Origin of the sequence: Flavobacterium sp., assembly GCF_965657075.1 — a bacterium.
Lineage (GTDB): Bacteria > Bacteroidota > Bacteroidia > Flavobacteriales > Flavobacteriaceae > Flavobacterium.
In genome coordinates, this window is record NZ_CBFHMV010000001.1 from 101,652 (window position 1) to 128,575 (window position 26,924).

Consider the following 26,924-nt stretch of genomic DNA (forward strand, 5'->3'; position numbering starts at 1 on the left):
TCAAACTTTATCAAAACAAAAAAGGTTTAATATTCTTAATTTTTTCATTAAGAATAATATTCGAAATTAATATTGGTATTTTTTTTCCTACTACAGGAGAAACGATAACGTCATGATAATAGTTTTCGTTATTGTAAATAATACTTTCATTAAGGCTCCAATAATTCATATATAAACCGTTATCACCATCAATTAAACTATTTCCATATTTTAATGAAATGTTTTTTATAGATAGTTTTTCTATTTTTTGATTTTCAGAAATATCTAATCTAATATTATATGGAGTAATAAATTCAGGAAAATTGATAGTTAATTTTTGATAATTTGGTTTTCCGTAAACATACAAATCGATATAGTTTGATCCATCTATTTCTTTTCCAGGAACTTTTGTGTAATATATTCTAACTTTGTCATTATACTTATTTAAGTACTCAATTTCTAATTGAAACTTATTATTTGTGTCAAAATAATTAAAGATAGAAACACATATAATAATTCCAGAAATGTAAACGATAATTTTTTTTAATCTATTTTTCATATTTAAATCCATTTTGTAATGTGTTTCCTCTTAATTTAATATTTTCGTTTAAGTATGCTGAACATGGCACAACATCAAAACATCTAAAGTAATTTATTTCAGGGGTGCTATATAAAATAATTGAATTGTTGTTTTTAAATTTAAATTCATTTTCAATAAATTCGGCTTTAGTGTTTTCAACATACTTCTTATAATTTAATGGTTTAAAAATATAAGAAGTATATTCCGAAATTTTATAGTCCTCTGTAAATAAAGCAAAAGATTTCTTTGATAAAATTATTAAAGTTGAAAATGTTATTATAATCATTAAGTGATTTATTTTTTTATTCAAGAAAAATTTATGATTAAAAAAATGTGAATAAACAAAAACATTTAAAAGTAATATGAAAGAAAATGAAAATCTAAAATCAGGAGCTTTTAAAAGCCAAAAAATAAAAGAAAAGTAACAAATAATAAAGGAGAATAAAATATTTTTATTTAATACTCTTTTGTTTCTAAAATATAAAAAAAGTAAAATAAAAGGTGAAATTAAAGCTATTATAAAAAACCTCCTGTTCTTTAAAGAAGTCATTTCCCACCAAATTATAATCCATTCAGAAAATGATTTTTCTAAAACATAGTTTGATTCAAAAAAAGGTATTCTAGCCCAAGCATAAATACTTTCTTTAGTTATAATAACATTTTCAACAGGAACTTTCCAATCAAAATTAAAGAAGTCCAAACTTTCAAAAGGATATAAAACATAACCAGTTATAATAATATTTCTTATTATCCATGGTAGAATAAAAACTATGGAAATAAGAGTAAGTTGTTTAATAAAATTTATATTGTTATTGTTCTTTAAATAGATAGCATAAAAACTTATTAATATAATTGGTAATGTTGATAATTTTAAAGTAATACAAAATATAGGTAAAATTATTATTATCAAATATTGTTTATTTATCATTTTTTCTAAAATTAAAAGCTTAAAAAAAACATAAGAAATTAATATATTAGGTATAAGATCAGAACTAGGGGATGATATATCTAAATAGTATTGTTCATAGAAAAAATATATAAAAAACAAACATAAAATAGCTACTAACCCTTTTTTATCAAAAACTATTTTAATTAACCAAACAAAAAAAACTAAAAGCGTAACAGAACTTAACAAGTACAAAGATTGTTTAAAAAAACTTTCAAAAGTAAATGCCGCACTCATTACAAACACAGAAGAATTGAAACCAAATCTGTCATGAAAATTTGCCAATCCAGGAACAACTCTATACATTTCATTCCATTTTATTGACCCAATATGATATAGATGTGAATCGAATAATCTTGGAGTAACTAAAGAAGTAAATAATATTATTACAAATAGTAGTAAAATTGATAAAGAAAATGATTTTTGTTTTATAAAAACATTTATAATTTTTTCATAATTATTTTTTAAAAATAAATTATTGTTTTTAAAAGAAATATATAATAATAATAATGATATTGCTAGTAGAATAATAAAAGCAAAGATGTTTGTAGGTAAAAATAAACTCCAAAAATTTAAAAAAGTACCTACTACACAAAAACCAATAAAAAAATTATCAAAATTATCATATTTATTTTTCGAATCTAATTTGAAAGAAACAAAAGATCCAATATTCATAAATATAAAAGTTATTATAAAGAAACAAAAAATATACGCTAACATAATTTACTAATTAATTTTAAATGAGCCCATTATGAAATATACAAAATCTTAAAACTTAAATTTCCATAATGTTTTAGTAACTCAAGTACAAGAGCTTATTTATTTTATGTTCAAACAGAAAAGGGCTTGTTTTAAAAGTTTGAATTAAATAATCTTGATATTAAATAATTTTTATCAAGTAAGTTTCAAATTTCTGTTTTGCTTATATTTAACACATAAAATGTATAAAATATAAGGACAAATATAATTATATAATTCATTTATATTATTCAAAATAAACATTTAAGTGAACGAACTATTAATATGTAAAGTATTTTAAAAGCGTACAGCGTTCAGATTGGATTGCATAAACAACCCCATTTTTGTATGCAATATTTATTATTGAGTTCATGTTGGAGTCACAACAATAGTCTAAACTCCAATTAACACCACCATCAATTGTTTTGTAAATTTTATTTTGATAACAATACCATCCTGTATTTTCATCTTTAAAACAAAAATTTGTCATAAAAACATCGTCATTTACTAAACTCCAATTTTGACCACCATCACTCGTTTTCATTAATTTTGAATTAGAATTATCACTTTTTATCAGGTTTAAAAAACCAATATTTTCATTGATAAAACTAATTTTATTTACACTAAAATTTGAATATAAAGAGTTATTTAATACAATTTGGTTGTAAACTCCATTTTTAATTATGGCGATATAAGGTTGATATGGACCATAAGATATAACAGCACCACTTTGCAGAATAGGTTGTCCATTTTTTCTACCAGCATACCATAGATTATTTTCGTTTAAGAAAGATGTACAATAAACATGCCTAGTATTAAAAAAGGGCGCTTGAGTAAATCTAGTAAAATTTACTCCATCGTTACTAGTGTAAACTCTATTATTAGAATCTATTAGATAAGTTATAGATAAATCATTAGAAACATAAATACCAACTATATTTGTTTCGCCATTAAAATATGAATTAGCAGATAAATAAGGAAATTGGAAAATATCAATAGCAACATTAGGGTCTATACCATATCTTACAAAACGATCACGTAAAGAATAGAAGCCGTCATGGTTTTCAGTAATATAAAAATCATTACCTTTTTGGTCGACTTTTCCAGTTTGTCTAAATGTTAATCCTCCATCTAATATTTTGTAAACTTTTTGAGATGAATAATAGCTATCACCACCAAAAGAATAATAAATTGCATCTCCTACAACTATTATTTTATTACTAGCAGAATTACCATAACCACTTGGCGGATTCAGTTTATAATCCTCAATTTTATGCCAAACATTAGGTGTATTATCTAATATTCCTATTCTACCGCCAAATCTTAAATACGGCATTGAATCTGATATTGAAGCCTGCCTGCCATTTATTAACAATCTCAAATCAGTAATACAATTAAATCCTGCAGGAAGTTTAACAACTATATGATTGATAGAACATTCTATTATTTGTGCATTTAAAACTATTTGTGAGTCAGAAGATATATATTCAAATTTTAAATCAATTTTGCTGATATCATTTGTAAAATTAGTTCCATAAATTGTAATTTCATCTCCCGAATAACCTAAATCTGTAGAATAGTTTTCAATTACGGGATATAATTCTGAAGTTACATCAGTTAACTCATTACTTTCAATCGATTTACTACAACTAATTATTAAAAAAATAAAAAATATAAGTATTTTTTTTTTCATAATGTAAAATTTTTGTAAGTCTAATTTATAAAATAAATTCTCTTTAAACATAATCTTGGTAAAATAAAAAATAAAATTTTATTTTAAAAATAAAAAACACAATGTAAAAGTATAATAAATTTCTTCAAATGTCTGAAAAACAAGTGATTATTTTTAAAATATAATATTAAATCACAAACATTTAAGATTACATTTCAATTTACTTTATTTTAAACAATCCATACTTTAAAATGCAGTAAATAGCTCTAAAGCCATCTTTCCAGCCTATCTTTTTTCCTTCTTCATACGTTCTTCCATAATAAGAAATACCTACTTCATAAATTCTTATTTTGGGTACTCTTGATATTTTTGCAGTAACTTCTGGTTCAAAGCCAAAACGATTTTCTCTTAATGGTATAGATTGTATAACCTTAGTATTAAACAACTTATAACAAGTTTCCATATCTGACAAGTTTAGGTTAGTAAACATATTAGACATAAAAGTTAAAAAACGATTTCCAATGGTATGCCAAAAAAACAAAATTCTGTGAGGATTTCCGCCCATAAATCTACTTCCATAAACTACATCGGCAAAACCATCTAGAACAGGTTTTAAAAGTAAATTATACTCTTGAGGATCGTATTCTAAATCGGCATCTTGAATGATTAAATAATCACCCGTTGCTTTTTGAATTCCGGTATGTAAAGCAGCACCTTTTCCTTTATTAACTTCATGTTTAAAATACTGAATGTTAATGGTTGGGTTAGAAGTCATATAATTTTTAATTGCCTCTTCTGTATTGTCTTTGGAACAATCGTTGACAATTATAATTTCTTTTTCAATATTATTTAATAAAGCTACTTGTTGTAATTTATCTAAAATAAAATGAATGGTTGGTCCTTCGTTGTAAGCCGGAATTATTATGGAAAGTTTGTGAAATGTATTCATAGTTTAATTTTTAAAAAACACACCATCTACTTCAATAAGTTCTCCGGTTTTTTTATTGTAATGACCACTTTCTATGGTGGTAAGTTTAAAGCCAAGGTTTTTTAGTTTATCGCTCATTTCTTCAAAGGTTAAACTTCCTTGATAAGAAGGTATTAAAGCCATTTCAATTTGAATTCCAAGTACATTTTTTATTGATTCTACTGCACCATCTAAAACCATTTTTTCATAACCTTGCGTATCAATTTTTAGATAAATGTTTTTGTCTTTTATATTTAAACTATCAAAAACAGAGTCTAATTTTTTAATCTTAATAGTTTCTTTTCTGATAAAAGTGGCTTCTGGAGCACTAGCTGTAAGTTGAGGTAAATCATTCAAAATAGAACTACTAACCGAGTTTTTAGAAATATTTATTTCAGATTCACCATTTCGTTCTCCTAATGACATGTTATGTACTTCCCATAAACCATCTTTTGAAGCCGTTTTTTGTAATTTAACGAAAGCTTCAGAAGTTGGTTCAAAAGAAATTATTCTTCCCTTATAACCTATATTTCTTAATTCTGAGCCATATTGACCTATATTAGCTCCAACATCAATAATTACATCAATATTAAAGTTTTTTAAAAGTTTAATTCTTCTGTCTAATTCCGGTGTTGGGTATTTTAAAATCTCAACACCGAAAGAATTGTTAAAAGCTCTTTTTAATTTTAATAAAAAGCTTTTGTTTTTATATATAAAATTATTCATTTTCCTCAATTTTATTAACCAAAGAGTAACATTTATAAGGTATAATTATTACCCAAAACAATAGTATAATTATAGATGAAATAACTACACTATTAACACGAAAGCCCAAATCTACAAAAAAATAGGATAACGGTATTTTTATTAGCATACTTATTATTAAAATGGAGATATAAACTGTTAAATTTCCAATACCATTTAAAAAAAAGGAATAGAAAGTTGTGAATATTCTCAACAAAGTAACAATTCCTGTTAAAAGAATTAAGTATTTAGGAACTTCAACTGCTTCTTTTATCCATAATAAAATAACATATGGACTAATCAAAACACCAATTATTACAACAATACTAATTCCAATAAAATATTTATTGAACTTCTTAAAAGAGTTTAATAAAGATTCTTTATTTTTTTCAATATAATTTTTTGCAAACATAGACCAAAGAGGCGATAAAGCAGCAAACAAAATCATTAATGGAAATTGAAATAATTTATTTACTATTTCATAAGGTGTAACTTCAGAAGGACTAAAAGCATTAGAAATAATATAATTATCAGAAGAGAAAATGATTAACATTCCAACTTGAATAATCATATATTTGAATCCTAATTGTAGTATGCCTTTTATAAAATCTTTACTAGCTTTTAATTTTGTTGATAAGCTCAAGGATTCCATTTTAAAAAAACGCAAAGTGTAGAACAAGTTTACTAGAAAAGTAAATAAACCATTTATAATAGAAATTGCAATTAGTTTTTCTTCTGAGTTATTATTTGGAAAAAACACAATCAAAAGTGCAAAAAGAAGCAATAATCCAATTTGATTTACGGCCAAAGATTCTTCGGAATATTTACCTTTTAAAAACGCAACGTATAAAGATTTATGAATATTGGCAATAAAGTTGATACAAAAGAAAAAAACATTCAACACAAAAAGAAAAGTAATGAATGGTTTGGTTTGAAACTCAATATTAAAAGCGGATTTGAAGTCGAAAAAAAAGGAAAACAATAAAAACGATATAAAAATAAAAACAGCAATGTAACCCGATATTTTGTAAGTGGATTTTATATAGCTTTTTATTAATTCTAGTTTTTGTTCATGTATCAAAACAGGAATTTTGGTTTTTAAAGAACTTTGGATGCCAAAATCCATTAATAAAACCAATTGAAATAATGTAAAAACTAAAACCCAAAGCCCATAGTTTTCATTACCTAAATAATCTAACAATAATCTTATGGATATAAACAAACAAAGCCCTGAGACCCCTTTGTAAAAACCGCTCATGACAAGATGATTGTTTAGAATTTTATGCACTTAAGTTTATTTAAAGTTGCTATAATTATGCGCTTTTAACCAAGATAGTGTTTTATTAATACCTTCTTCTAGAGAAACTTCATGTTTCCAGCCAATGGCGTTTATTTTAGAAACATCTAATAATTTTCGTGGTGTTCCATCAGGTTTTGAAGCATCAAAAACAAGATTGCCATCAAAACCAACTGTTTTCTTTATTAAAAGCGCTAATTCTTTAATAGACAAATCTTCACCTGTTCCAATGTTTATTGTTTCTGGTTCATTGTAATTCTGCATTAAAAACAAACAAGCTTTAGCTAAATCATCGACATACAAAAATTCTCTTTTTGGAGCACCACTTCCCCATATTGAAACTTCATTAGCATTATTATTTTTAGCTTCAATAAATTTTCTTAGTAAAGCCGGTAATACGTGAGAATTGTTTAAATCAAAATTATCATTTATACCATATAAATTTGTAGGCATGGCAGAAATGAAATTGGAACTGTATTGTTGTTTGTAAAACTTACACATTTCAACTCCTGAAATTTTTGCAATAGCGTAAGCTTCATTTGTGGGTTCTAATTTTCCGGTTAACAAACTATCTTCTCTTATGGGTTGTTCCGCATATTTTGGATATATACATGAACTTCCAAGAAAAAGTAGTTTTTTAACATTGTTCAAGTGAGCATGATGAATTACATTGTTTTGTATCATCATGTTTTCATATAAAAACTGAGCAGGATAAATGTTATTGGCATGAATTCCGCCCACTTTTGCAGCGGCTAAAAACACATAATCAGGTTTGTTGATCTCGAAAAAAGAGGCAACTGCAGTTTGATTAATTAAGTTTAATTCTGTAGAATTAGGTACTAAAAGATTTTGAAAACCACTTTTTTGCAATTCTCTTACTATAGCTGAACCTACCATTCCATTAGAACCAGCAACAAAAATTTTAGCTGTTTTTTCCAATTTAATATTTTTTTACGTAATCTAAATCGTGTTGAACCATAATTTTTACTAATTCTTCAAACGAAGTTTTATTAGGATTCCAACCTAGATTTTGTTTTGCTTTAGCTGGGTTTCCTAATAAAGTTTCCACTTCTGCGGGTCTATAATAATTTGGATCAACTTCGATGATTGTTTTTCCAGTTGCTTTACAAATTCCTTTTTCGTTTTCTTCTTTTCCTTCCCAAATAATTTCTACACCAACTTCATTAAAAGCAAGTTCACAAAATTCTCTTACAGAGTGTTGTTCACCTGTAGCAATTACATAATCTTCAGGCACATCTTGTTGAAGCATTAACCACATGCATTCTACATAATCTTTTGCATATCCCCAATCTCTTAAAGAATTTAGGTTTCCTAAATATAGTTTTTCTTGTAAACCATGTTTAATTCTGGCAGCAGCAAGCGTTATTTTTCTGGTTACAAAAGTTTCGCCTCTTCTTTCAGATTCATGATTGAAAAGAATTCCATTCACGGCAAAAATATTGTACGATTCTCTGTAGTTTTTAGTAATCCAAAAGGCATAAATTTTGGCAACACCATAAGGACTTCTTGGATAAAATGGAGTAGTTTCTGTTTGAGGAATTTCCTGAACTTTACCGTATAACTCTGAAGTTGAGGCTTGATAAATTTTTGTTTTTTCTTCTAAACCACAAATCCTAACCGCTTCTAATAAACGTAATGTTCCAATTCCGTCTGTTTCTGCAGTATATTCTGGCAATTCAAAAGACACTTTAACATGAGATTGAGCTGCCAAATTATATATTTCATCAGGTTTAATTTGTTGTACCAAACGAATCAAATTAGTAGAGTCCGTCATGTCTCCATAATGTAATTTAATTTGTTGTTTGTTATGCAGATCTTTTATTAAAGATTCAATATATAAATGTTCAATACGTTCTGTATTAAATGTAGAACTGCGTCTAATTATACCATGAACTTCATATCCTTTTTCTAGTAATAATTCAGCTAAATATGAGCCATCTTGACCATTAATTCCTGTTATTAAAGCTACTTTCATTTATTTTTTATAATTTTTAACTTCTTCTTCTAATAATATATCTAAAACATTAAAAAAATTGAGATCGTAATTCCAATTCAATTCTTTTTTTGCTTTTTCGTTGATTCCATAAATATCTTCAATGTCTGAAGGCCTGTAAAATGTAGGGTCAATTATACACAAATCTTTTGAAATCTTTAGTTTATCAAAAATATAATAGATAATTTCTCTCAAACTAACCGATTGTCCAGAACAAATCAAGAAATCCGAAGGTTTATCTTGTTGTAACATTAAATACATGGCCTCAACATACTTTTTTGCAAAACCAAAATCTCTTTTAATATCAATATTTCCAACTTTTAAAACGTCTCTTTTCCCAAGCGAAATCTCCAAACTTTCTCTTATAACTTTCTTTATAAAAAAAGTATCATTTCTCAAATAAGATTCATGATTGAATAAGATGCCACAAGATATAAACATTTCATAACTTTCCCTATAATTCACACAAGTATAATGTGCTGCAACTTTTGAAATGGCGTAAGGACTTACAGGATGAATTAAACTTTCCTCAGTAATAGGAAGTTTTTTAACTCTTCCAAACATTTCACTGCTACTTGCTTGGTATAGTTTTATTTTAGGATTTATATTTTTTATGGATTCAATCAAGTTAAAAACACTTAATGTATTGAACTCAAAAGTATTAATAGGTTCTTTGTAGGATTGATAAACAGAACTTTGAGCGGCTAAATTGTAAATTTCATCAGGTTGAATGGCACTTAATAATTCAGCTACTTTGTTAATGTTTAGTAAATCACATTCAACAACTTCAATCTTATCTAAAATTTTTAAATATTCTAATCCTTTAAAATTATTGGATTTTTTTCTAGTAAAGCCAATTACTGTATAACCCATATTTAACAAAAAGGATGCTAAATAAGCACCATCTTGTCCGTTAATACCTGTAATAATTGCTTTTTTCACTTAAAAAATTAGTTTGACTTGCAAATATAAAACTATAATTAAATTAACCTCTTTATTTACAAACAAATATTCAATAAATAAGTTAACTGTTAAAATAAAAAAAAATGATACCTTGCAATTAATTAAGGTAAAAATTACAGTAATGAATACTTTTAAATTTCAAGGGATTGGTTTTTTTCAAACGGTTAAAAAAGATTTTAAAAATAATGTTCCTTTGTCTTTTTTTGTTTTGAGTTTAATTACAATTCCTTTCAATCATGCTGTAAACAGTGTGTTTTTAGTTTTATTTTTCATTGCTTCTTCTTATTCATTAACTAAGAATAACTTTTCATTGAATAAAAGCTTATTTTATCTAGTTGCTTTTTATTTATTAATGTTATTTTCTTTGATGTGGACTTCTGACCAATCGGCAACATTGCAAGCTTTAATTAAAGAAGTTCCTCTTTTAGTAATTCCATTGTGTTTTTTACTGGGTAAAGAATTTTTCGTCGGTAATAAAATAAAAATTCTCAAATATTACAGTTATTCCATTGTTTTTGTTGCTTTTTATTTTATTGTAAAAGCTACTTATGATTATTTAATAATTAATGATTTAAGTGTTTTTTTCTTTCATAATTTAGTTACTAAAGATTTAAATGCAGTTCATTTTTCTGTATTTGTAAGCATCGCTTTTTTTTATTTTTGGACGAAGGAAATAAAGACAAATAAAGATAATTTATCAGCAACATTCCTTGCTTTTTTTCTTTTTTTACTTTCCTCTAAAAACATCATTTTTACAACAGTTCTACTTTCCATTATTCACTTTTTTTATTTTTCAAAATCAGCAAATAAAATGCGTTTGCGAAATATAATTATTTTAGGATTTGCATTAGTGTGCCTTTTTTCATTTGGTTGGATTAAAGAAAGATTGGTTTTTGAATTTAAAATCAAAGAAGAGAGTAATATTGGCCATACAGTTATTAACAAGCAAGATGTTGGATCAAATGTTATTAGTATGAAAGAAGCTTGGTACAATCAAAAATTTAATCAAACAGATTATTTTTCAGGATCATCGTTTAGAGTGTATCAAGCCCGATTATTTTTTGAGTTTTTAAAGGAAGACAATATTTTTTGGAATGGGTTTGGTTTAAATGCTTCTTATAAAAAAATTGAAGAAAAAGGATTACAAAACAATGTATTTCAAGGAAACGAGTTGATTGAAGGTTATCATAAAAAGAATTTTCACAACCAATATATTCAAGTTTTTGCAGAATTGGGTGTTTTAGGATTTATATTATTAATAGTAATAGTGTCTATAAATCTAAAAAACGCCATAAAACATAAAGAATTTATACATATAGCTTTTGCAGTTCTAATGATTAGTTTATTTTTGACCGAATCTTTTTTATGGAGACAAAGAGGTGTAGTTTTTTTCACTTTATTATATTGTTTATTTAATTCAAAACAATCACAATAAAAGGAAAATTATAACGTTCCATTAAGATAAAATTAACAAAACATAAAAAAAAATACTCAAAAAAATTGAAAAGAATACTAATTACAGGAGCTGCAGGGTTTTTGGGTTCTCATTTGTGTGACAGATTTATAAATGAAGGTTATTTTGTTATCGGTATGGATAATTTAATAACGGGTGATTTAAAAAATATTGAGCATTTATTTAAAGATAAAAACTTTGAATTTTACCATCACGATATTACTAAATTTGTCCATGTCCCAGGTGAATTAGACTATATTTTACATTTTGCTTCACCAGCAAGTCCAATAGATTATTTAAAAATACCTATTCAAACTTTAAAAGTAGGTTCATTAGGAACTCATAATCTGTTAGGATTAGCTAGAGTTAAAAAAGCTCGAATATTAATCGCCTCAACTTCAGAAATATACGGTGATCCATTAGTTCATCCGCAAACCGAAGAGTACTATGGCAACGTAAATACTATAGGTCCAAGAGGTGTTTATGATGAGGCTAAACGTTTTCAGGAATCGATAACTATGGCTTATCATACATTTCATGGATTAGAAACTAGAATTGTGAGAATTTTTAACACATACGGACCAAGAATGCGATTAAATGATGGTCGCGTAATTCCTGCTTTTATAGGTCAAGCTTTACGTGGAGAAGATTTAACTATTTTTGGAGATGGAAGTCAAACCAGATCTTTTTGCTATGTAGATGATCAAGTTGAAGGAATTTACAGATTGCTTCTATCGGATTATGTATATCCAGTAAATATTGGAAATCCAGATGAAATTACAATAAAAGATTTTGCAGATGAAATTATAAAATTAACAGGAACAAATCAAAAAGTAGTTTATCATCCGTTGCCAGTAAACGATCCTTTACAAAGACAGCCAGACACAACAAAAGCAAAAGAACTATTGGGTTGGGAAGCTAAGGTTTCCAGAGAAGAAGGAATGAAAATTACATACGAATACTTTAAATCTTTATCCAAAGAAGAATTAATGAAAGAGGAGCATAAAGATTTTTCAAAATATATATTCTAATTGAACAATAAAACAGGTAGATATTCAAAATACATTAGACCATTAATAACCTTTTTAGATTTATTAATTATAAATTTATTGGTGTTAATTTGTCTAAGAACCAGTATGAGTAATTTTGGATATCATACAATATTATCCATCTTTTGGTTAATAGCCTCTTATTACACTGGATATTATGAAGTGTTCAGATTTACCAAAGAAGTACAAATTTTTGGAAAGTTATTAAAGCAATTTTTCTTTATTACAATTATCACATTTGCTTATGTTGGTTATAAATACAAATATGTAACCCCAAACGAAATTTGGTTCTTTATATTTATATCCTTCATTACTATTGGTTTTCAAAAGTTTTTTATTTTTAATTTATTAAAAAAATACCGCCTTTTTTACGGTGGAAATTTAAGAAAAGTTATTATTTTAGGAAACGGTAAAAATGTAGATGAGTTAGTTGATTATTTTTCTAACAACCCAGATTATGGCTATAATTTGCTAAAACAATTTGATTTAAAAACTAATAAAAGAGAGGAGTTAAAAGAATGTTATCAATATGTTTTGGATCATAAAATAGATGAAATTTACGGATCATTAACTACTCTAAGAAACACAGATATTGAAAACTTAATCAATTTTGCCGATAACAATTTAAAAACAATTAAACTCCTTCCGGATAGTAAACAAACGCTTTATCGAAATTTAGCTTTAGAATATTATGGCTACATTCCTATTATTTCTTTAAGAAAAATACCTTTAGAAATAGAGGTGAATAAACGATTAAAAAGATTTTTTGATATAGTATTTTCAATCTTAGTTATTGTTGGAGTTTTATCATGGTTGATTCCAATACTTGCTGTTTTAATAAAATTGGAATCTAAAGGACCTATTTTTTTCAAACAAATGAGAAATGGTTTGAATTACGAAGAGTTTTCATGCTATAAATTCAGATCAATGCGATTAAATAAAATAGCCGATTTGGAACAAGTTTCTAAAAACGACCCAAGAATTACAAAAACCGGCAAGTTTATGCGTAAAACAAGTATTGATGAGTTACCTCAATTTTTCAATGTTTTAGTAGGCAACATGTCTGTTGTTGGTCCAAGACCTCACATGGTAAGTCACACAGAAATGTATGCCAAAAGTGTGGATAAGTTCATGGTACGTCATTTTATAAAACCAGGCATCACTGGCCTAGCTCAAACTAACGGATTTAGAGGTGAAGTTGAAAACGAACAAGACATCATAAACCGAGTAAAATACGATATTTTTTATCTGGAAAATTGGACTATATTACTAGACATTAAAGTTATTTTTACTACCATAGTTAATTCAATAAAAGGAGATAAAAAAGCATACTAATGAATGATTTAGTATCCATAATTACTCCAACATTCAATTCAGCTAAATATATTTCTGAAACTATTTTATCTGTTCAAAAACAAACACATCAAAATTGGGAAATGATTTTGATTGATGATTGTTCTTCAGACAACACGATTGATTTAATCAAAGATTTCATAGCAAAAGACCATCGAATAAAACTTTATCAATTAGATTTAAATTCGGGACCAGCAGTAGCTCGTAATAAAGGAATTGAAAACGGTAATGGAAAATACATGACATTTCTAGATGCTGATGATATTTGGTTTGAAGATTTTATCGAAAACAGCATCAAAACCATTCAAAAAACTGGAATTCATTTTGTTTTTTCATCCTACAAGCGTTCAGATGAGACGCTCAATTTTATTTATTCCGATTTCATTGTTCCTCAAAAAGTGACTTATTCCGATATTTTAAAATCAAACTCAATCAGTTGCTTAACTGCTTTTTTGGATATCGAAATCTTAGATAAAAAAGCCATGCCGTTAATCAGAAAACGTCAAGATATGGGTTTGTGGTTGAAATATTTAAAAGAAATTCCATTTGCCTATGGAATTCAAGAACCAAAAGCCATTTATCGAATTAGAAAAAATTCGCTTTCCAGAAAAAAATCTGATTTATTGAAATACCAATGGCAATTTTTTAGAGAAGTTGAAAAATTAAACGTTTTTCAATCTGTTTATTATATGTTACATTGGATGTATCGAGGTTTTATGAAGTATAGAAACTAAAGTAAGGATTCAAATTGCTTCAATTTTCCTCGTTTACTTCTTTCTAAGAAAGGTTTCTTATAGAAAACAAAGTTCAAATTAGGCTCTAAATAAAGAGAAATCGCATTTTGAATTGTTTCAATTTGACTTGAATTTAATTCACTTTCACTAACATAATCAATTTCAAAAGAATCAATTTTAGTTTGTTTTATTATAAATTCTTTCACATTTCCATCGTCTTCAATAATACTTTTGGTAACATAATAAAAGGTTAAACCTGGTGCTTTTTTTCCACTTGGTAAAATCGCAACATCATTAGTTCGACCAATTAATTTTTTAAGAATGGGTTTTTTAAACGTGCTTTTTTCATCTAAAATACCAACATCACCAATTTCATATCTAATAAATGGATGTGCTTTGTTGTAAAGAGAAGTTACAACAATTTTTCCTTCTTTTCCATGAACAACAGGTTGATTGTTTTCATCTAAAATTTCAACAAATAATGTTTCAGCATTTATTTGCCATTCACTATCTAAATTTTCAAAGGCAATTAAATCCAATTCAGAAGCACCATATTCATTGATAATTGGAATTCCAAAATAGTCTTCAAGTAGTTTTTTATCTTCATCAAAAAGCATTTCCGAAGTCACAAAACAGACTTTTAAAGAAGGACAAATATCTTTTAAAACTAATTTTCTTTCTCTTAAATATTTTCCAAAAAGCACAATTGAACTCGTATATCCATTGATATAACTAAAATTTTTAGCATTAAAATGTTCTAAAATGTCATCAAAAATTTTGTCCGATAAATCAAAAATAGGAAAACGATATCGGTTGCCTAAATAATCTTTCAAACGTTCTTTTTTGTTGCCTATAAAATCTAAGGGAATTCCATAAAAACGAGCTTGATAAGAAGAATTAAAATCAATTGCATACCAACCAAATCTATAAATAATTGAAGCCCAAGTTAAGGCATGACATTCTTTGTCTTTTGCAAAAACAAAAGGATTTCCACTGGAACCCGAAGTTTTATTAACAAATATATTTTTTTCAGAAAACCCTTTTGAAATGCGATTTTTTAAAGTTTGTTGTAAATCTTTTTTGGTTAAAACAGGTAGTTCATTCCAATTTTCAATTTCATTTTTTCCAACTAAATTTTGATAAAACGCATTGTTTTGAAGATGAAAATTGACAATTTCTTTTCGTTTTTCAATCACATAATTTTCATACTTTTCTTCAGGAATGGCTAAAATTTTATCAAATGCAGTCTTTGCTTTCTTTATAGGAAAACCATTTATTAGCAATGAAAAATCAAATAATTTAGCCACGTTTTATAAATTTTATCAAAAATAAGAAAACTAAAACTTTTTAAACGAAAATTATATTTTAAAAACAAAACAAAGTATTTTTGCCAAAACAACTAAACCGAACTTTTTGAGATGAGAATCTGAAACAAGTTCAGATTAAACACCACAAAAATGAATATTTTACTTTTAGGTTCAGGCGGAAGAGAGCATGCATTAGCTTGGAAAATGTTACAAAGTAGTAAATGTAAAAATTTATACGTAGCACCAGGAAATGCAGGAACCAGCCAAATTGCAACTAATATTGAATTAAATCCTAACGATTTTGAAGCTGTTAAAGATACAGTACTTAAAAATCATATTAATATGGTTGTGGTTGGTCCAGAAGACCCTTTAGTAAACGGAATTTATGATTTCTTCCAAAATGACTCTGAATTAAAGCATGTTCCAGTAATTGGTCCATCAAAAGTTGGCGCTCAATTAGAAGGTAGTAAAGAATTTGCCAAAGAATTTTTAGTAAAAAACAATATTCCAACCGCTAAATACGAAAGTTTTACAGTGGAAACGGTTGAAAAAGGGTGTGAATTTTTAGAAACTCTAGAAGCACCCTATGTTTTAAAAGCTGACGGATTAGCCGCTGGAAAAGGAGTTTTAATTCTGAATGACTTAGAAGAAGCAAAATCCGAATTACGAAGCATGTTAGTTGATGCGAAATTTGGAAACGCAAGTTCAAAAGTAGTTATTGAAGAATTTTTAGACGGAATTGAATTAAGTTGTTTTGTTTTAACAGATGGGAAAAATTATAAGATTCTACCAACAGCTAAAGATTATAAAAGAATTGGCGAAGGCGATACAGGTTTAAATACAGGTGGAATGGGAGCTGTTTCTCCAGTGCCATTTGCAGATGCCGTTTTGTTAGAAAAAATTGAAACTAGAATTGTAAAACCAACGATTCAAGGTTTACAAAACGACAATATTGATTACAAAGGTTTTGTTTTTATTGGATTAATTAATGTGAAAGGCGAACCAATGGTTATTGAATATAACGTAAGAATGGGTGATCCAGAAACTGAAGTAGTTATGCCAAGATTAAAAAGTGATTTGGTTGAAATTTTTGAAGCCATTTCAAAGCAAGAATTAGACAAAATTACCCTTGAGATTGACGAAAGAAGTGCCACAACAATTATGATAGTTTCTGGTGGTTATCCTGAAGATTATGAAAAAGGAAAAGAAATTTCAGGATTAGAAAGCGTGGAAGATTCTTTGGTGTTTCATGCAGGAACCAAATTAGAAAACGGAAAGGTAGTTTCTAATGGTGGAAGAGTTTTAGCTGTAACTTCATACGGAAGTTCGTTTGAAGAATCCATAAAAAAATCTTATCAAAACATAAATAAGTTACATTTTGATAAGATGAATTATAGAAAAGATATAGGATTTGATTTATAAAATCCTATTTTTTCAATTATTTAAGAAATGAATGAGCTGTTGTATTATCATCATCTTCATTATTGTTTTTGAAGATGTTTAATTGTTTAGTCCAATAAACCATTGCACCAATACAAATAATGATAAATATCCAGTTTAATGCGTTTGCTGCCCACCAATTTGTTAATTCTAATTCTCTTAACATATCGTAAGGTTTGAATAAAAAGTCAACAAATAACGAAGCAAATCCTTCAAAAAATGATTTCATTTTGATAATGTGTTATATTTACATCACAAAAGTATAAAATATCTTTATGATTGCAAACGTTTTTAGCAAAACAAGTCCAATAAATTATATAACTATAACAGTTATTTCTATCTTTTTCTATTCTTTTTATCAATTTAGCAGAATAGAAACTGAAACTACGGTATGGATTGTCGTTCAAAAAACAGCTATAATGTTACTATTATCGTTGTCTTTTATATATGTGAATATCATTTCTCAAAAGAATAATTTAACTAAATTAAATAGTTATACCCTTTTATTGTATGCATTGTTTTTTATCCTTTTCCCTTCTTTGTATAAAAATCCAAATGTAATTATTTCCAATCTTCTCATATTATTGGCTGTTGACAAATTATTTGCGCTTAAGACTTTAAAAAAATCTAAAGAAAAAATATTTGATGCCTCTTTTTGGATTTTTTTGGCTTCAATATTTCATTTTTGGAGCATATTATTCATTTTTTTGGTTTTTACAGCCATCATTTTTCACGTTGGAAGAGATTATAAAAACTGGATAATTCCATTCATTGCTTTATTTGCTGTTGCAATTTTGGTTGTATTATTTCAGTTACTATTTCAATATGATTTAATATCGTTAATTTACGATAATGTCTCCATTAGCTTGAATTTTAGTTATTTTGAAAATGTGTATCAAAACATTGCATTGGCTATATTTTCATCGATTGCTGTTTTTGTTTTTAGTACACAAACATTGGAAATTAAAAACAAACCTTTAAATCTTCAAGGAACTTACAAAAAAGTTGTTTTTATGTTTGTTTTAGCAGTTTTGATTTACGTTTTGTCCAATCATAAAAACAATAGTTTCTTAATTTATTCTTTCGTTCCAATGGCCATTTTAGGAGCAAATTTTTTGGAAAAAATCCAAACGTATTGGATGAAAGAAGTAACACTTTACATACTAATTGCCATAAGTGTTACCTTATTTACGTTGCAATTATAGTTTGTTGCCGTAAGCCAAATCTCCAGCATCACCTAAACCTGGAATAATATAATTTTTCTCATTTAGTTTTTCATCACAAGCCGCAACCCATAAATGGCAGTTCTTTGGAAGATTTTCTTCTAAATATGCAATTCCTTCTGGAGCTGCAATAACAACTGCAATATGAATTTCTTTAGGTTTTTGTTCTAAATGTAATTTATTTAAAACAGCCACAATTGATTGTCCAGTAGCCAACATTGGGTCAATTAAAATTAAATTCTTGTCTTGAAAAGAAGGAGCAGCTTGATATTCTACTAAAATTTCAAAAGCATCATCATTGTTATAGTGATGACGATAAGCAGATACAAATCCATTTTCGGCATCATCAAAAAAGTTCATAAAACCTTGATGCAACGCTAAACCAGCTCGTAAAATGGAACACAAAACAACATTATCAGCAACTGTGGTTGTTTCTTTTATACCTAGTGGCGTTTGGACTTTTATCTCTTTATATTCTAAAGTTTTACTTAATTCATAAGCCATAATTTCACCTATTCGCTCTATGTTTTTTCTAAAACGCATACTGTCTTTTTGAATATTGACGTCTCTAATTTGTGTTAAAAAATGGTTTAGAATACTGTTTTTTTCAGAGATATAATGAATATGCATTGTAATATTATTTAGTTTTTCAGGTTAAAAGTATAAAAATTCTCTATTTTTGTACAAATTAACACCATATAATTATGTTTGCGAAATTTGCATTTACAATTTTTGAAGAAAGTATCAACGATTATCACGTTCATGATAATGTAGATCAACCTATTAATAATAAGTATCCAAAGGATAAAATTGAGCATTTACTTTATGCCAAAAATTGGGTGGATACCGTTCAATGGCATTATGAAGATATTATTCGTGATCCACAAATTGATCCAGTAGCAGCTTTAACCTTAAAAAGAAAAATTGATGCTTCTAACCAAGTTCGTACAGATATGGTGGAGTATATCGATAGTTATTTTTTACAAAAATATAGTGCTGTTCAAGTAAAAGATGATGCTAAGATTAATACCGAAAGTCCAGCTTGGGCCATTGATCGTTTGTCTATTTTAGCTTTGAAAATTTATCATATGAATGAAGAAGCTACAAGAACGGAAGCTTCAGCAGAACATAGAGCCAAATGTCAAGAGAAATTGAATGTGCTTTTGGATCAAAAAAGTGACATGTTTACTTCCATAGATCAATTAATGGTTGACTTTGAAAATGGTGATAAATTCATGAAAGTGTACAAACAAATGAAAATGTATAACGACGATGAATTAAATCCTGTTTTATACCAGAATAAGAAATAAGCATTTTTTTAAATGCCTAAATCCAAAGACATAGTAGTAATAAGGCTCTCAGCCATGGGTGATGTCGCAATGACGGTTCCTGTGTTGAGAGCTTTTTCTGTTCAAAATCCTGATATAAAAGTTACAGTGGTTTCTCGACCATTTTTTAAACCATTTTTTGATGCGATTCCGAATGTTTCTTTTTTTGGAGTGGATTTAAAGAAAAGACACAAAGGATTTTTGGGATTACTTCGTTTGTTTTGGGATTTAAAGAAACTTGAAATCACTCATATTGCCGATTTACATAATGTTTTACGTTCACAAGTTGTAAGGACTTTATTCGCATCAATTGGAAAAAAAGTAGCTGCAACAGACAAAGGAAGAGCAGAGAAAAAAGCTTTAACTCGTCCCGAAAACAAGATTTTTAAACCTACAAAATCCATGTTTGAAAGACATGTGGCAACCTTTAATAAATTGGGTTTTGAAGTTGAGTTAGCTAATCCAAAGTTTCCTGAAAAAGAAGTTTTATCCAACGCTATTTTGAGTAAAATTGGAGAGATTTCTGGAATGAAACTAATCGGAATTGCCCCTTTTGCTCAATACGAAAGCAAAGTCTATCCTTTAGATTTAATGCAAAATGTTATTGACGAATTAGCAAAAAAAACAAATCAAAAAATCTTACTTTTTGGTGGTGGAAATGAAGAAATTCTGCAATTAAATCAATTGCAAAACAAGCATGAAAATGTAATTGTTGTAGCAGGAAAATTATCTTTTCAAGAAGAACTACAATTGATTTCCAACTTAGATGTTATGCTTTCTATGGATTCTGGAAATGCACATATTGCTGCTATGTTTGGAGTAAATGTAATTACACTTTGGGGAGCAACTCATCCTTTTGCTGGTTTTAAACCTTTTAATCAACCTATGGAACATTGTTTGGTTTCTGACAGAAATAAATTTCCTTTTTTACCAACTTCTGTTTATGGAAACAAAATTGTTGAAGGCTATGAAAATGCTATGCGAACGATTTCTGTAAATGATGTAGTTTTTATTATTCAATCTAAATTAGTTGATTAATAAAATTTCGTCATTCTGAACTTGATTCAGAATCTAAGACAATTCATCAAGCTTTTTAAACAGTTCGTCCTTATTAATTATTTTTAAAAATTGAATTCGATTAAGTTTGTTCTATAAAAATAAAACATCATGGAACACATCATTAAAATCTTCATTTATATTCATGCTTTTTTTGGAGGCATAGCACTTTTATCAGGTTTAGCCAGTTTTTTATTTGTCAAGGGAAGTCCAAAACACAAAAAAGCAGGAAAAGTATTTTCTTACGGAATGATTATCAGTTCCTTAATTTCTTTGCCTATTTGTTGGTTGCCTAACCACGAAAATAATTTTTTGTTTTTAATTGGAATATTTACGATTTATTTAGTGATTTCAGGAAATAGAATACTACTTTTCAAAAAGAAAAAAGAAGCTAATTTTACGGATAAATTCATTTCTAGTATTATGATTATAGCTTCTGTTTTAATGGTATTATTTGGAACTTATTTTCTTATCAACAACAATTCTGGTGGTATTTTATATTTGTTTTTTGGAATAACTGCTTTCTTTATTTCAACAAGAGATTTTAAATTTTATAAAAACATTGATAAAACAAAAATTCTACCATTTCACATTGGAAAAATGTCGGGTGCTTATATTGCCTCAATTACTGCATTTTTAGTTGCAGCTTTAAAACTAGAAGGATTAATTTATTGGATTTTACCTTCAATTGTTGGAACAATTTTTATAATGTATTGGACCAAAAGGAGTAAAATTTAATCTAAAAAGTGTTTGTTTTGGGAAGCTGAGTCGAGTTCAGATTTCAAGCTAATAAAACTCACAAATAAATTTGATTATCTCTACAAATCGCTAAGATATAACGTTTCATATTTGTTATGGTTTCTTGATAATTAGGTGCATCATAACCAAAACGCTCATGTTCCATTTGTTCTTTTTCAAGAACATTACATCCTTTTATGACCTCTTTTATCATGTCTAATAAAATGAGTTCTTTGTTTTTGTCTTTCTCAAATTTAAAATCAACAATTTGATCTTCCAAACCGTCACAATAGTCCAATAATTCTTGAACTTCTGGTTCATCCAAAAGATCTTTAGCATTCTTGAAAATTTCGAGTTTGTTTTTCATTTTTTGCTGCGAAGTCACAAAACCACAAAGTTTTTAAATTACAATTAGCCGATTTAATACAATTACTGAACACTAAAAACTGAACACTGCCAACTAATTACACATCATCATAATCTACAAAAATCTCAGCAGAAGTGGGATGTGCTTGACACGTTAGTATTAAACCATCCGCAATTTCTTTGTCAGTTAAAATGGTGTTTTTCTTCATTTCTGCAGTTCCTTTTGTGATTTTTGCAATACAACTGCTGCAAATTCCACCTTGACACGAATATGGAGCATCTAAACCTTGTTTCAAGGCAGCTTCTAATAACGTTTGCTTTTGACTCATTTCAAAAGTAGCTTCTTCATCATCTACTAAAACAGTTATTTTGGTATGACCATCATGAGAAATTACAGCATCATTTTCAGTCGTTGGCGTTGAAAATAATTCAAATTTAATGTCTTTTTCAGCAACATTATTTTCTTTTAAAACATCAGAAACCAAATTTATCATTTCTTCTGGACCACACAAATAGTATTTAGAGAACTCTTTTTGCGCATGCTTGTTTTTCAGTACAAAATTTACATTGGCTTTGTCAATTCTGCCAAAAAGCTGACCATCAACATTGATTTTACTGTAAACATAATGTACGAATAATCTTCCTACATATTGCAATTGCAAATCATGCAATTGTTGATGAAAAATAGTTTCTTCTTCATTTTTATTTCCATAAACCAAAACAAAAGTACTGTTTGGTTCCTCTTCCAAAACCGTTTTTAAAATCGACATTACTGGAGTAATTCCACTTCCGGCAACAAAAGCAGCATAATTTTTTTGTTTTTCAAATTTGGGTTCGAATGTGAATTTTCCTTCAGGAGTACCCACTTCTAATAAACCACCCACTTTTAAACTTTCATTAGCAAATTTTGAAAAGAAACCATTTTGTACAGCTTTTACAGCAATTCGTAATTCACCACTAGTTGGACTACTGCAAATAGAATAAGCTCTACGAATTTCTTGTCCATCTAAAGTTAATTTTAACGTAATGTATTGACCAGCAATAAATTGATAGTTTGATTTTAATTCTTCAGGTACGTTAAATAATATAGAAACAGCGTTTGGAGTTTCTCTTTTTATTTCTTTTATAGTAAGTTTATAGAATGATGACATAATTGAATTTCTTTTTACAAAAATACTACATATAAAGAAAATAGAGAAAAGATAAAAGAAAAAAGATTATAGATTTTAAGATAAAAAACAATACATAAGTTTCTAATGTATAAGAATATTATGTATGTTTGTAAAATAAAAATACTTTGTGCCTTTGTGCCTTCGTAGCAAAATAAAGTTTAAATGAAAAACTCACAATTATATAAAGGAAGTTTGAATACCATAATCATGAAGTTGTTAGAAGAAAATGGCAGAATGTATGGTTATGAAATCACTCAAAAAGTAAAGGAAATTACTAAAGGGGAATTGAACATTACCGAAGGAGCGTTGTATCCAGCCTTACACAAATTAGAAGCCGAAGATTTATTAGATGTTGAAGTTGAAAAAGTAGATAATCGACTAAGAAAATATTATAAACTAACCGAAAAAGGCACAAAAGAAACTGTAAACAGACTTTCAGAATTGGAAGAGTTTATAAAGAACATGCAAACTATTGTGAATCCAAAATTGAGTTATTAAGATGAAATTGAATAGTGAACAAATTAGTTACATAGAAAAATATATCTACAAAAATGACATAAAATACTATGAAGTTTATATGGAAATTTTAGACCATATGATTTTGAGTGTGGAAGCTATTTTAGAAAAGGATAAAGAAATTTCTTTTGAAAATACCGTTGTGAAAGCTAAAGTTGAAGGTTTTGGAAAGTTTGGCTTTAATGGAATGATTAGTGAAAGAATAAAATTTCTCAGAAAGAAAAACAGTAAAGAATTTAATACTAAAATCAGAGAATATTTTAATTTTCCTAAAACAGTTATGACGATTAGTGTTTTTGTAGTGTATTTTCTTTTCATTTCTGTTTTTGAAAAACCTCAAAAAGCACATAGTATTATAATGATTTTAGTATTGTTGGCAGGATTATTATCAATTTATCAAATATGGAAGTTTAGAAAAAAAGAGAGATTATTTGTGTTAAAAACTGATGTATTATTTATGACGTATAATACAACAATGTTAGGATTTCATTTATCAAGTATCATAATTGTTTGGGGTAAAGAAAGTTTAGATTTTAATCATTTTATTGTAAGGTTAATATTTTCAGTGCTATTTGTTTTTAGTTTACTTTCCTTACTAATATTCATAGAAGTCAGAAAAAAAACAATAGAAGAATTAAAAACTCAAATTTTTGTTTAAAATGAAAATCACTAAACAAAACATACAATTTATAGATAATTATCTAAAAAACAGTGAAGTTGATTATTATGATATTCGTATGGAAATGCTTGATCATGTAGCAACAGCAGTAGAACAAAAAATGCAGGCCGATAACCTAGATTTTTATGATGCTTTTAAAAGTTATATGGTTTTGAATAAGAGAGGTTTAATGGAACAAAACGAAAATACTTTAAAACACAACTATCAGGTGATTATTCCATTTTTAAAGTATTGCTTAAAACCTATAAGTTTGTCAATTTTTGTGCTATGCTATACATTCTTTTTTTATGTAATTCAAGAACACGACTTGTTATTTGTTTGTTTAAGAATGATTTGGACTGTTTATTTATTGATGATTGTTCAAGTTTTATTTCAGGCAAGGAACTACTATTTTAATCAAAAGAAACGTTTTTATTCTGTTGAAAAAAATTCGGCAATTCTTTTTATTGTTTATCAACCCTTAAATTTATTAAACATTACATTAATTGGGAAAAGAGAAAGTGCTACCCTTTTTGAAGGTATTATTATAACTTTTTTTCTATCATGGTTAATAATTTTTATGATTTATAATAGCAAAGAAAAAAAAAGAGTAGAGAACATCAATAAATCTTTTTTACCATGAAGTTAAACGAACAACAAACAACCTACATCGAAAACTACATCAAAAGATTTGATATAAAATACTATGAAGTTTATATGGAAATTTTAGACCATATGATTTTAAGTGTGGAAGCTATTTTAGAAAAGGATAAAGAAATTTCTTTTGAAGATGCAGTTGTAAAAGCTAAAGTTGAAGGTTTTGGAGAAAAAGGGTTTAGAGGAATGATGAATGAAAAAGTCCAAATATTAAATAAAATTTACAGGAAAAAATATGGAATTTTAATAAAGGACTACTTTAAGTTTCCTCTAATAGTACTAACTTTTGTTATTTTCATTTCATTTTTTGTAGTTACAAATTTATTTAAAACAAATCCAAGAATAATTTTGTTTCCAGTGTTTATAATTGTTTTTTATGTTTTAATAGATTGGCTTAAGGTTATTTATAAGTTTGGAAAGAAAAAAAAGTTAACTGTTTTAAAAACAAGTAGTTTAGGCTTTTATTCTAACAATGTTTTTTTATGGTTATATTTTTTTAATGGACTGAATTATGTTTTAATAGAAATTAACTACATTGTTTACTCTTTTTTTTGTTCTGTACTTTTTACAATGTGTTTTATTTCTTTTTTAATTTATTATAAAATAAAGAAACATACAGTTTTAGAATTACAAACTCAAATTTTTGTTTAAAATGAAAATCACTAAACAAAACATACAATTTATAGATAATTATCTCAAAAGGAATGATGTTATTTATTATGACATTCGCATGGAAATGCTTGATCATATTTTAAACGGTATTGAACAAGAAATGAAAGAAAATAACATTGAGTTCTATGATGCTTTTAAAATTTACATGCCTGTTCACAAAGCGGAAATATTAAAAGCTAATAAGCAATCTTTAATAGATACAACTAGACCTTTTTTGAATTCTTTAACAAATTCTTACAATCTTTTTGTTGCTATTTTTACTATTTTACTTTGTACTATTTTCAAAGAAAATATAATTGCACTCAATTCTGTTTTTTGGATTTTAATGCTTTTATATTTAATTATTAGAACCATTATTTATTTTATTAATTCAAGAAAAAGATATTTTATTCTTGAAAAATCAGGTCTCATAATAAATTTCATATATTTCATTAATTTGATATTAAATGGCTTTGGAAATTCCTTTTTTGGAGAATTTCATGGTAAAATTTATACTGTTGGTTTAATAATATTTCTAAGTATTTCTTTTTTCATTTATTACATAAACACAATAATTAAGTTTAATAAATCTAATAAAATGCTATTAGCAAAATGAAACTAAACGAACAACAAATAGAACGCTTATACCAATTCACACGTCAACATTATGTAGAATGGTACGATTTACAAACCGAATTAGTAGATCATTTAGCCAATGCAATTGAAGAACAATGGCAACAAAACCCTAAACTCACTTTTGAAGATGCTTTACAAATCGAATTCAAAAAATTTGGCGTTTTTGGTTTTATGGATGTGGTTGAAAAAAGACAAATAGCTTTAGGAAAGCAATACAACAAACTGGTTTGGAGTCATTTTAAAGATTTTTTTTCAATTCCAAAAATCATTGGAACTTTTACTGCAATTGCCTTTTTGTTTGTAGCAATGCAAAAGTTTCCATTTGCTCATATTGTTATTATTACTCTTTTTATCATAATATCACTCATTTCCTTTATAGGAATTATAACATTATCAAGAAAAAACAAAAAACAAGCTAAGATTTCAGGAAAAAAATGGCTCTACAAAGACATCATATTTGGTTTTAGTTCTTTTGGAGGATTTAGTTATTTACCTTTACAAATAGGACTTCAATTACACGACAAAATAGAAATTAACATGATTTCATCTATAATTATAAGCATTACTGTGGTTTCTATTTTATTATTTAATTATATCATTTTAAAAATTATCCCTTCAAAAGCAGAACAATATTTAAAAGAAACGTACCCAGAATATGAATTAGCAAACACTTTGTAACAAAACAAA

General features: G+C 27.1%; 29 protein-coding genes. 15 read left to right on the plus strand and 14 right to left on the minus strand.

Features of this window, described 5'->3' with window-relative positions; all coding sequences use genetic code 11:
• Positions 1 to 10: 10 nt before the first annotated feature.
• The 9 genes from ACTF56_RS00475 to ACTF56_RS00515 form a co-directional block, all read right to left on the minus strand.
• Positions 11 to 538 carry a hypothetical protein gene (locus tag ACTF56_RS00475; protein WP_438964938.1) on the minus strand — a complete coding sequence of 176 codons (528 nt, stop codon included), beginning with the start codon at positions 536 to 538 and terminating at the stop codon, positions 11 to 13.
• Positions 528 to 2,225 (minus strand): LIC_10190 family membrane protein, encoded by a 1,698-nt coding sequence (locus tag ACTF56_RS00480; protein WP_438964939.1) that lies wholly within the window; start codon positions 2,223 to 2,225, stop codon positions 528 to 530. Before ACTF56_RS00480 ends, ACTF56_RS00475 begins: the two co-directional genes overlap by 11 nt.
• A 298-nt stretch (positions 2,226 to 2,523) precedes the next feature.
• Positions 2,524 to 3,936: a WD40/YVTN/BNR-like repeat-containing protein gene (locus tag ACTF56_RS00485; protein WP_438964940.1), complete on the minus strand. Its 1,413-nt coding sequence runs from the start codon at positions 3,934 to 3,936 to the stop codon at positions 2,524 to 2,526.
• Positions 3,937 to 4,135: 199 nt separating this feature from the next.
• The gene (locus ACTF56_RS00490) at positions 4,136 to 4,864 is read right to left on the minus strand and encodes a glycosyltransferase family 2 protein (RefSeq protein ID WP_438964941.1); all 729 of its coding nucleotides are present in this window, start codon (positions 4,862 to 4,864) and stop codon (positions 4,136 to 4,138) included.
• A 3-nt stretch (positions 4,865 to 4,867) separates the two neighbouring features.
• A complete protein-coding gene (locus tag ACTF56_RS00495) occupies positions 4,868 to 5,608 on the minus strand; it encodes an FkbM family methyltransferase (protein ID WP_438964942.1) in 741 nt (246 codons plus the stop codon).
• The gene (locus ACTF56_RS00500; protein ID WP_438964943.1) at positions 5,601 to 6,884 is read right to left on the minus strand and encodes a lipopolysaccharide biosynthesis protein; all 1,284 of its coding nucleotides are present in this window, start codon (positions 6,882 to 6,884) and stop codon (positions 5,601 to 5,603) included. The genes ACTF56_RS00495 and ACTF56_RS00500 overlap by 8 nt, the downstream gene beginning before the upstream one ends.
• 36 nt (positions 6,885 to 6,920) lie before the next feature.
• Entirely contained in the window at positions 6,921 to 7,862 is a 942-nt protein-coding gene (locus ACTF56_RS00505) for a GDP-L-fucose synthase family protein (RefSeq protein WP_438964944.1), read from the minus strand.
• Between the two features lies 1 nt (position 7,863).
• A complete protein-coding gene (gmd, locus tag ACTF56_RS00510) occupies positions 7,864 to 8,919 on the minus strand; it encodes a GDP-mannose 4,6-dehydratase (protein ID WP_438964945.1) in 1,056 nt (351 codons plus the stop codon).
• The gene (locus ACTF56_RS00515; RefSeq protein ID WP_438964946.1) at positions 8,920 to 9,879 is read right to left on the minus strand and encodes a GDP-mannose 4,6-dehydratase; all 960 of its coding nucleotides are present in this window, start codon (positions 9,877 to 9,879) and stop codon (positions 8,920 to 8,922) included. It lies immediately after the preceding gene.
• A 142-nt stretch (positions 9,880 to 10,021) separates the two neighbouring features.
• Here ACTF56_RS00515 and ACTF56_RS00520 point away from each other — a divergent pair, with 142 nt between their 5' ends.
• The 4 genes from ACTF56_RS00520 to ACTF56_RS00535 all read left to right on the plus strand — a co-directional run bounded on the left by ACTF56_RS00520 (position 10,022) and on the right by ACTF56_RS00535 (position 14,489).
• Complete coding sequence (locus ACTF56_RS00520; protein WP_438964947.1) at positions 10,022 to 11,335, plus strand: O-antigen ligase family protein; 1,314 nt, start codon at positions 10,022 to 10,024, stop codon at positions 11,333 to 11,335.
• 65 nt (positions 11,336 to 11,400) lie between these two features.
• The gene (locus ACTF56_RS00525) at positions 11,401 to 12,384 is read left to right on the plus strand and encodes a UDP-glucuronic acid decarboxylase family protein (RefSeq protein WP_438964948.1); all 984 of its coding nucleotides are present in this window, start codon (positions 11,401 to 11,403) and stop codon (positions 12,382 to 12,384) included.
• The gene (locus ACTF56_RS00530) at positions 12,385 to 13,737 is read left to right on the plus strand and encodes an exopolysaccharide biosynthesis polyprenyl glycosylphosphotransferase (RefSeq protein ID WP_438964949.1); all 1,353 of its coding nucleotides are present in this window, start codon (positions 12,385 to 12,387) and stop codon (positions 13,735 to 13,737) included. It abuts the gene before it with no gap.
• A complete protein-coding gene (locus ACTF56_RS00535; protein ID WP_438964950.1) occupies positions 13,737 to 14,489 on the plus strand; it encodes a glycosyltransferase family 2 protein in 753 nt (250 codons plus the stop codon). Before ACTF56_RS00530 ends, ACTF56_RS00535 begins: the two co-directional genes overlap by 1 nt.
• On the opposite strand, the gene ACTF56_RS00540 is transcribed toward ACTF56_RS00535, so the two are convergent.
• Entirely contained in the window at positions 14,486 to 15,796 is a 1,311-nt protein-coding gene (locus ACTF56_RS00540) for a phenylacetate--CoA ligase family protein (protein WP_438964951.1), read from the minus strand. The two genes, ACTF56_RS00535 and ACTF56_RS00540, sit on opposite strands and share 4 nt — an antisense overlap.
• A 150-nt stretch (positions 15,797 to 15,946) precedes the next feature.
• Between ACTF56_RS00540 and purD the strand changes: the two genes are divergently transcribed.
• Positions 15,947 to 17,218, plus strand: coding sequence for a phosphoribosylamine--glycine ligase (gene purD, locus ACTF56_RS00545; RefSeq protein ID WP_438964952.1), 1,272 nt, complete (start codon positions 15,947 to 15,949; stop codon positions 17,216 to 17,218).
• Between the two features lie 16 nt (positions 17,219 to 17,234).
• On the opposite strand, the gene ACTF56_RS00550 is transcribed toward purD, so the two are convergent.
• On the minus strand, positions 17,235 to 17,465 hold the full coding sequence (locus ACTF56_RS00550; RefSeq protein WP_438964953.1) for a DUF6341 family protein: 231 nt from the start codon (positions 17,463 to 17,465) through the stop codon (positions 17,235 to 17,237).
• Between the two features lie 46 nt (positions 17,466 to 17,511).
• Here ACTF56_RS00550 and ACTF56_RS00555 point away from each other — a divergent pair, with 46 nt between their 5' ends.
• Complete coding sequence (locus ACTF56_RS00555) at positions 17,512 to 18,441, plus strand: DUF6427 family protein (protein ID WP_438964954.1); 930 nt, start codon at positions 17,512 to 17,514, stop codon at positions 18,439 to 18,441.
• On the opposite strand, the gene upp is transcribed toward ACTF56_RS00555, so the two are convergent.
• Positions 18,436 to 19,089: a uracil phosphoribosyltransferase gene (gene upp / locus ACTF56_RS00560; RefSeq protein ID WP_438964955.1), complete on the minus strand. Its 654-nt coding sequence runs from the start codon at positions 19,087 to 19,089 to the stop codon at positions 18,436 to 18,438. The genes ACTF56_RS00555 and upp overlap by 6 nt on opposite strands.
• 74 nt (positions 19,090 to 19,163) lie before the next feature.
• Between upp and ACTF56_RS00565 the strand changes: the two genes are divergently transcribed.
• The 3 genes from ACTF56_RS00565 (at position 19,164) to ACTF56_RS00575 (ending at position 21,581) form a co-directional block, all read left to right on the plus strand.
• The gene (locus ACTF56_RS00565) at positions 19,164 to 19,769 is read left to right on the plus strand and encodes a DUF4254 domain-containing protein (protein ID WP_438964956.1); all 606 of its coding nucleotides are present in this window, start codon (positions 19,164 to 19,166) and stop codon (positions 19,767 to 19,769) included.
• A 12-nt stretch (positions 19,770 to 19,781) separates the two neighbouring features.
• On the plus strand, positions 19,782 to 20,825 hold the full coding sequence (locus ACTF56_RS00570) for a glycosyltransferase family 9 protein (RefSeq protein ID WP_438964957.1): 1,044 nt from the start codon (positions 19,782 to 19,784) through the stop codon (positions 20,823 to 20,825).
• Positions 20,826 to 20,954: 129 nt separating this feature from the next.
• Positions 20,955 to 21,581, plus strand: a complete 627-nt coding sequence (locus ACTF56_RS00575) for a hypothetical protein (protein ID WP_438964958.1) — start codon at positions 20,955 to 20,957, stop codon at positions 21,579 to 21,581.
• A gap of 58 nt (positions 21,582 to 21,639) precedes the next feature.
• On the opposite strand, the gene ACTF56_RS00580 is transcribed toward ACTF56_RS00575, so the two are convergent.
• Positions 21,640 to 21,948, minus strand: coding sequence for a hypothetical protein (locus tag ACTF56_RS00580; RefSeq protein ID WP_438964959.1), 309 nt, complete (start codon positions 21,946 to 21,948; stop codon positions 21,640 to 21,642).
• A 97-nt stretch (positions 21,949 to 22,045) separates the two neighbouring features.
• Positions 22,046 to 23,098 (minus strand): 2Fe-2S iron-sulfur cluster-binding protein, encoded by a 1,053-nt coding sequence (locus tag ACTF56_RS00585; RefSeq protein ID WP_438964960.1) that lies wholly within the window; start codon positions 23,096 to 23,098, stop codon positions 22,046 to 22,048.
• A gap of 183 nt (positions 23,099 to 23,281) precedes the next feature.
• On the opposite strand from ACTF56_RS00585, the gene ACTF56_RS00590 reads away from it, so the two are divergent.
• From ACTF56_RS00590 to ACTF56_RS00615, 6 genes are read left to right on the plus strand one after another with little or no spacing between them, the layout of a single operon-like run.
• Positions 23,282 to 23,617, plus strand: coding sequence for a PadR family transcriptional regulator (locus ACTF56_RS00590; RefSeq protein ID WP_338376098.1), 336 nt, complete (start codon positions 23,282 to 23,284; stop codon positions 23,615 to 23,617).
• Between the two features lies 1 nt (position 23,618).
• Positions 23,619 to 24,293: a hypothetical protein gene (locus ACTF56_RS00595; protein WP_438964961.1), complete on the plus strand. Its 675-nt coding sequence runs from the start codon at positions 23,619 to 23,621 to the stop codon at positions 24,291 to 24,293.
• Between the two features lies 1 nt (position 24,294).
• The gene (locus ACTF56_RS00600; protein WP_438964962.1) at positions 24,295 to 24,936 is read left to right on the plus strand and encodes a hypothetical protein; all 642 of its coding nucleotides are present in this window, start codon (positions 24,295 to 24,297) and stop codon (positions 24,934 to 24,936) included.
• The gene (locus ACTF56_RS00605; RefSeq protein WP_438964963.1) at positions 24,933 to 25,601 is read left to right on the plus strand and encodes a hypothetical protein; all 669 of its coding nucleotides are present in this window, start codon (positions 24,933 to 24,935) and stop codon (positions 25,599 to 25,601) included. The genes ACTF56_RS00600 and ACTF56_RS00605 overlap by 4 nt, the downstream gene beginning before the upstream one ends.
• A gap of 1 nt (position 25,602) precedes the next feature.
• Positions 25,603 to 26,217: a hypothetical protein gene (locus tag ACTF56_RS00610; protein WP_438964964.1), complete on the plus strand. Its 615-nt coding sequence runs from the start codon at positions 25,603 to 25,605 to the stop codon at positions 26,215 to 26,217.
• Positions 26,214 to 26,915: a hypothetical protein gene (locus ACTF56_RS00615; protein WP_438964965.1), complete on the plus strand. Its 702-nt coding sequence runs from the start codon at positions 26,214 to 26,216 to the stop codon at positions 26,913 to 26,915. The genes ACTF56_RS00610 and ACTF56_RS00615 overlap by 4 nt, the downstream gene beginning before the upstream one ends.
• Positions 26,916 to 26,924: the final 9 nt, after the last annotated feature.

Bases quoted from the DNA above. Each gene is read 5' to 3' on its own strand.
- ACTF56_RS00475 (WP_438964938.1), bottom strand. From the start codon at position 538: ATGAAAAATAGATTAAAAAAAATTATCGTTTACATTTCTGGAATTATT.
- ACTF56_RS00480 (WP_438964939.1), bottom strand. From the start codon at position 2,225: ATGTTAGCGTATATTTTTTGTTTCTTTATAATAACTTTTATATTTATG.
- ACTF56_RS00485 (WP_438964940.1), bottom strand. From the start codon at position 3,936: ATGAAAAAAAAAATACTTATATTTTTTATTTTTTTAATAATTAGTTGT.
- ACTF56_RS00490 (WP_438964941.1), bottom strand. From the start codon at position 4,864: ATGAATACATTTCACAAACTTTCCATAATAATTCCGGCTTACAACGAA.
- ACTF56_RS00495 (WP_438964942.1), bottom strand. From the start codon at position 5,608: ATGAATAATTTTATATATAAAAACAAAAGCTTTTTATTAAAATTAAAA.
- ACTF56_RS00500 (WP_438964943.1), bottom strand. From the start codon at position 6,884: ATGAGCGGTTTTTACAAAGGGGTCTCAGGGCTTTGTTTGTTTATATCC.
- gmd (WP_438964945.1), bottom strand. From the start codon at position 8,919: ATGAAAGTAGCTTTAATAACAGGAATTAATGGTCAAGATGGCTCATAT.
- ACTF56_RS00520 (WP_438964947.1), top strand. From the start codon at position 10,022: ATGAATACTTTTAAATTTCAAGGGATTGGTTTTTTTCAAACGGTTAAA.
- ACTF56_RS00535 (WP_438964950.1), top strand. From the start codon at position 13,737: ATGAATGATTTAGTATCCATAATTACTCCAACATTCAATTCAGCTAAA.
- purD (WP_438964952.1), top strand. From the start codon at position 15,947: ATGAATATTTTACTTTTAGGTTCAGGCGGAAGAGAGCATGCATTAGCT.
- ACTF56_RS00550 (WP_438964953.1), bottom strand. From the start codon at position 17,465: ATGAAATCATTTTTTGAAGGATTTGCTTCGTTATTTGTTGACTTTTTA.
- ACTF56_RS00555 (WP_438964954.1), top strand. From the start codon at position 17,512: ATGATTGCAAACGTTTTTAGCAAAACAAGTCCAATAAATTATATAACT.
- upp (WP_438964955.1), bottom strand. From the start codon at position 19,089: ATGCATATTCATTATATCTCTGAAAAAAACAGTATTCTAAACCATTTT.
- ACTF56_RS00565 (WP_438964956.1), top strand. From the start codon at position 19,164: ATGTTTGCGAAATTTGCATTTACAATTTTTGAAGAAAGTATCAACGAT.
- ACTF56_RS00570 (WP_438964957.1), top strand. From the start codon at position 19,782: ATGCCTAAATCCAAAGACATAGTAGTAATAAGGCTCTCAGCCATGGGT.
- ACTF56_RS00575 (WP_438964958.1), top strand. From the start codon at position 20,955: ATGGAACACATCATTAAAATCTTCATTTATATTCATGCTTTTTTTGGA.
- ACTF56_RS00580 (WP_438964959.1), bottom strand. From the start codon at position 21,948: ATGAAAAACAAACTCGAAATTTTCAAGAATGCTAAAGATCTTTTGGAT.
- ACTF56_RS00585 (WP_438964960.1), bottom strand. From the start codon at position 23,098: ATGTCATCATTCTATAAACTTACTATAAAAGAAATAAAAAGAGAAACT.
- ACTF56_RS00590 (WP_338376098.1), top strand. From the start codon at position 23,282: ATGAAAAACTCACAATTATATAAAGGAAGTTTGAATACCATAATCATG.
- ACTF56_RS00595 (WP_438964961.1), top strand. From the start codon at position 23,619: ATGAAATTGAATAGTGAACAAATTAGTTACATAGAAAAATATATCTAC.
- ACTF56_RS00600 (WP_438964962.1), top strand. From the start codon at position 24,295: ATGAAAATCACTAAACAAAACATACAATTTATAGATAATTATCTAAAA.
- ACTF56_RS00605 (WP_438964963.1), top strand. From the start codon at position 24,933: ATGAAGTTAAACGAACAACAAACAACCTACATCGAAAACTACATCAAA.
- ACTF56_RS00610 (WP_438964964.1), top strand. From the start codon at position 25,603: ATGAAAATCACTAAACAAAACATACAATTTATAGATAATTATCTCAAA.
- ACTF56_RS00615 (WP_438964965.1), top strand. From the start codon at position 26,214: ATGAAACTAAACGAACAACAAATAGAACGCTTATACCAATTCACACGT.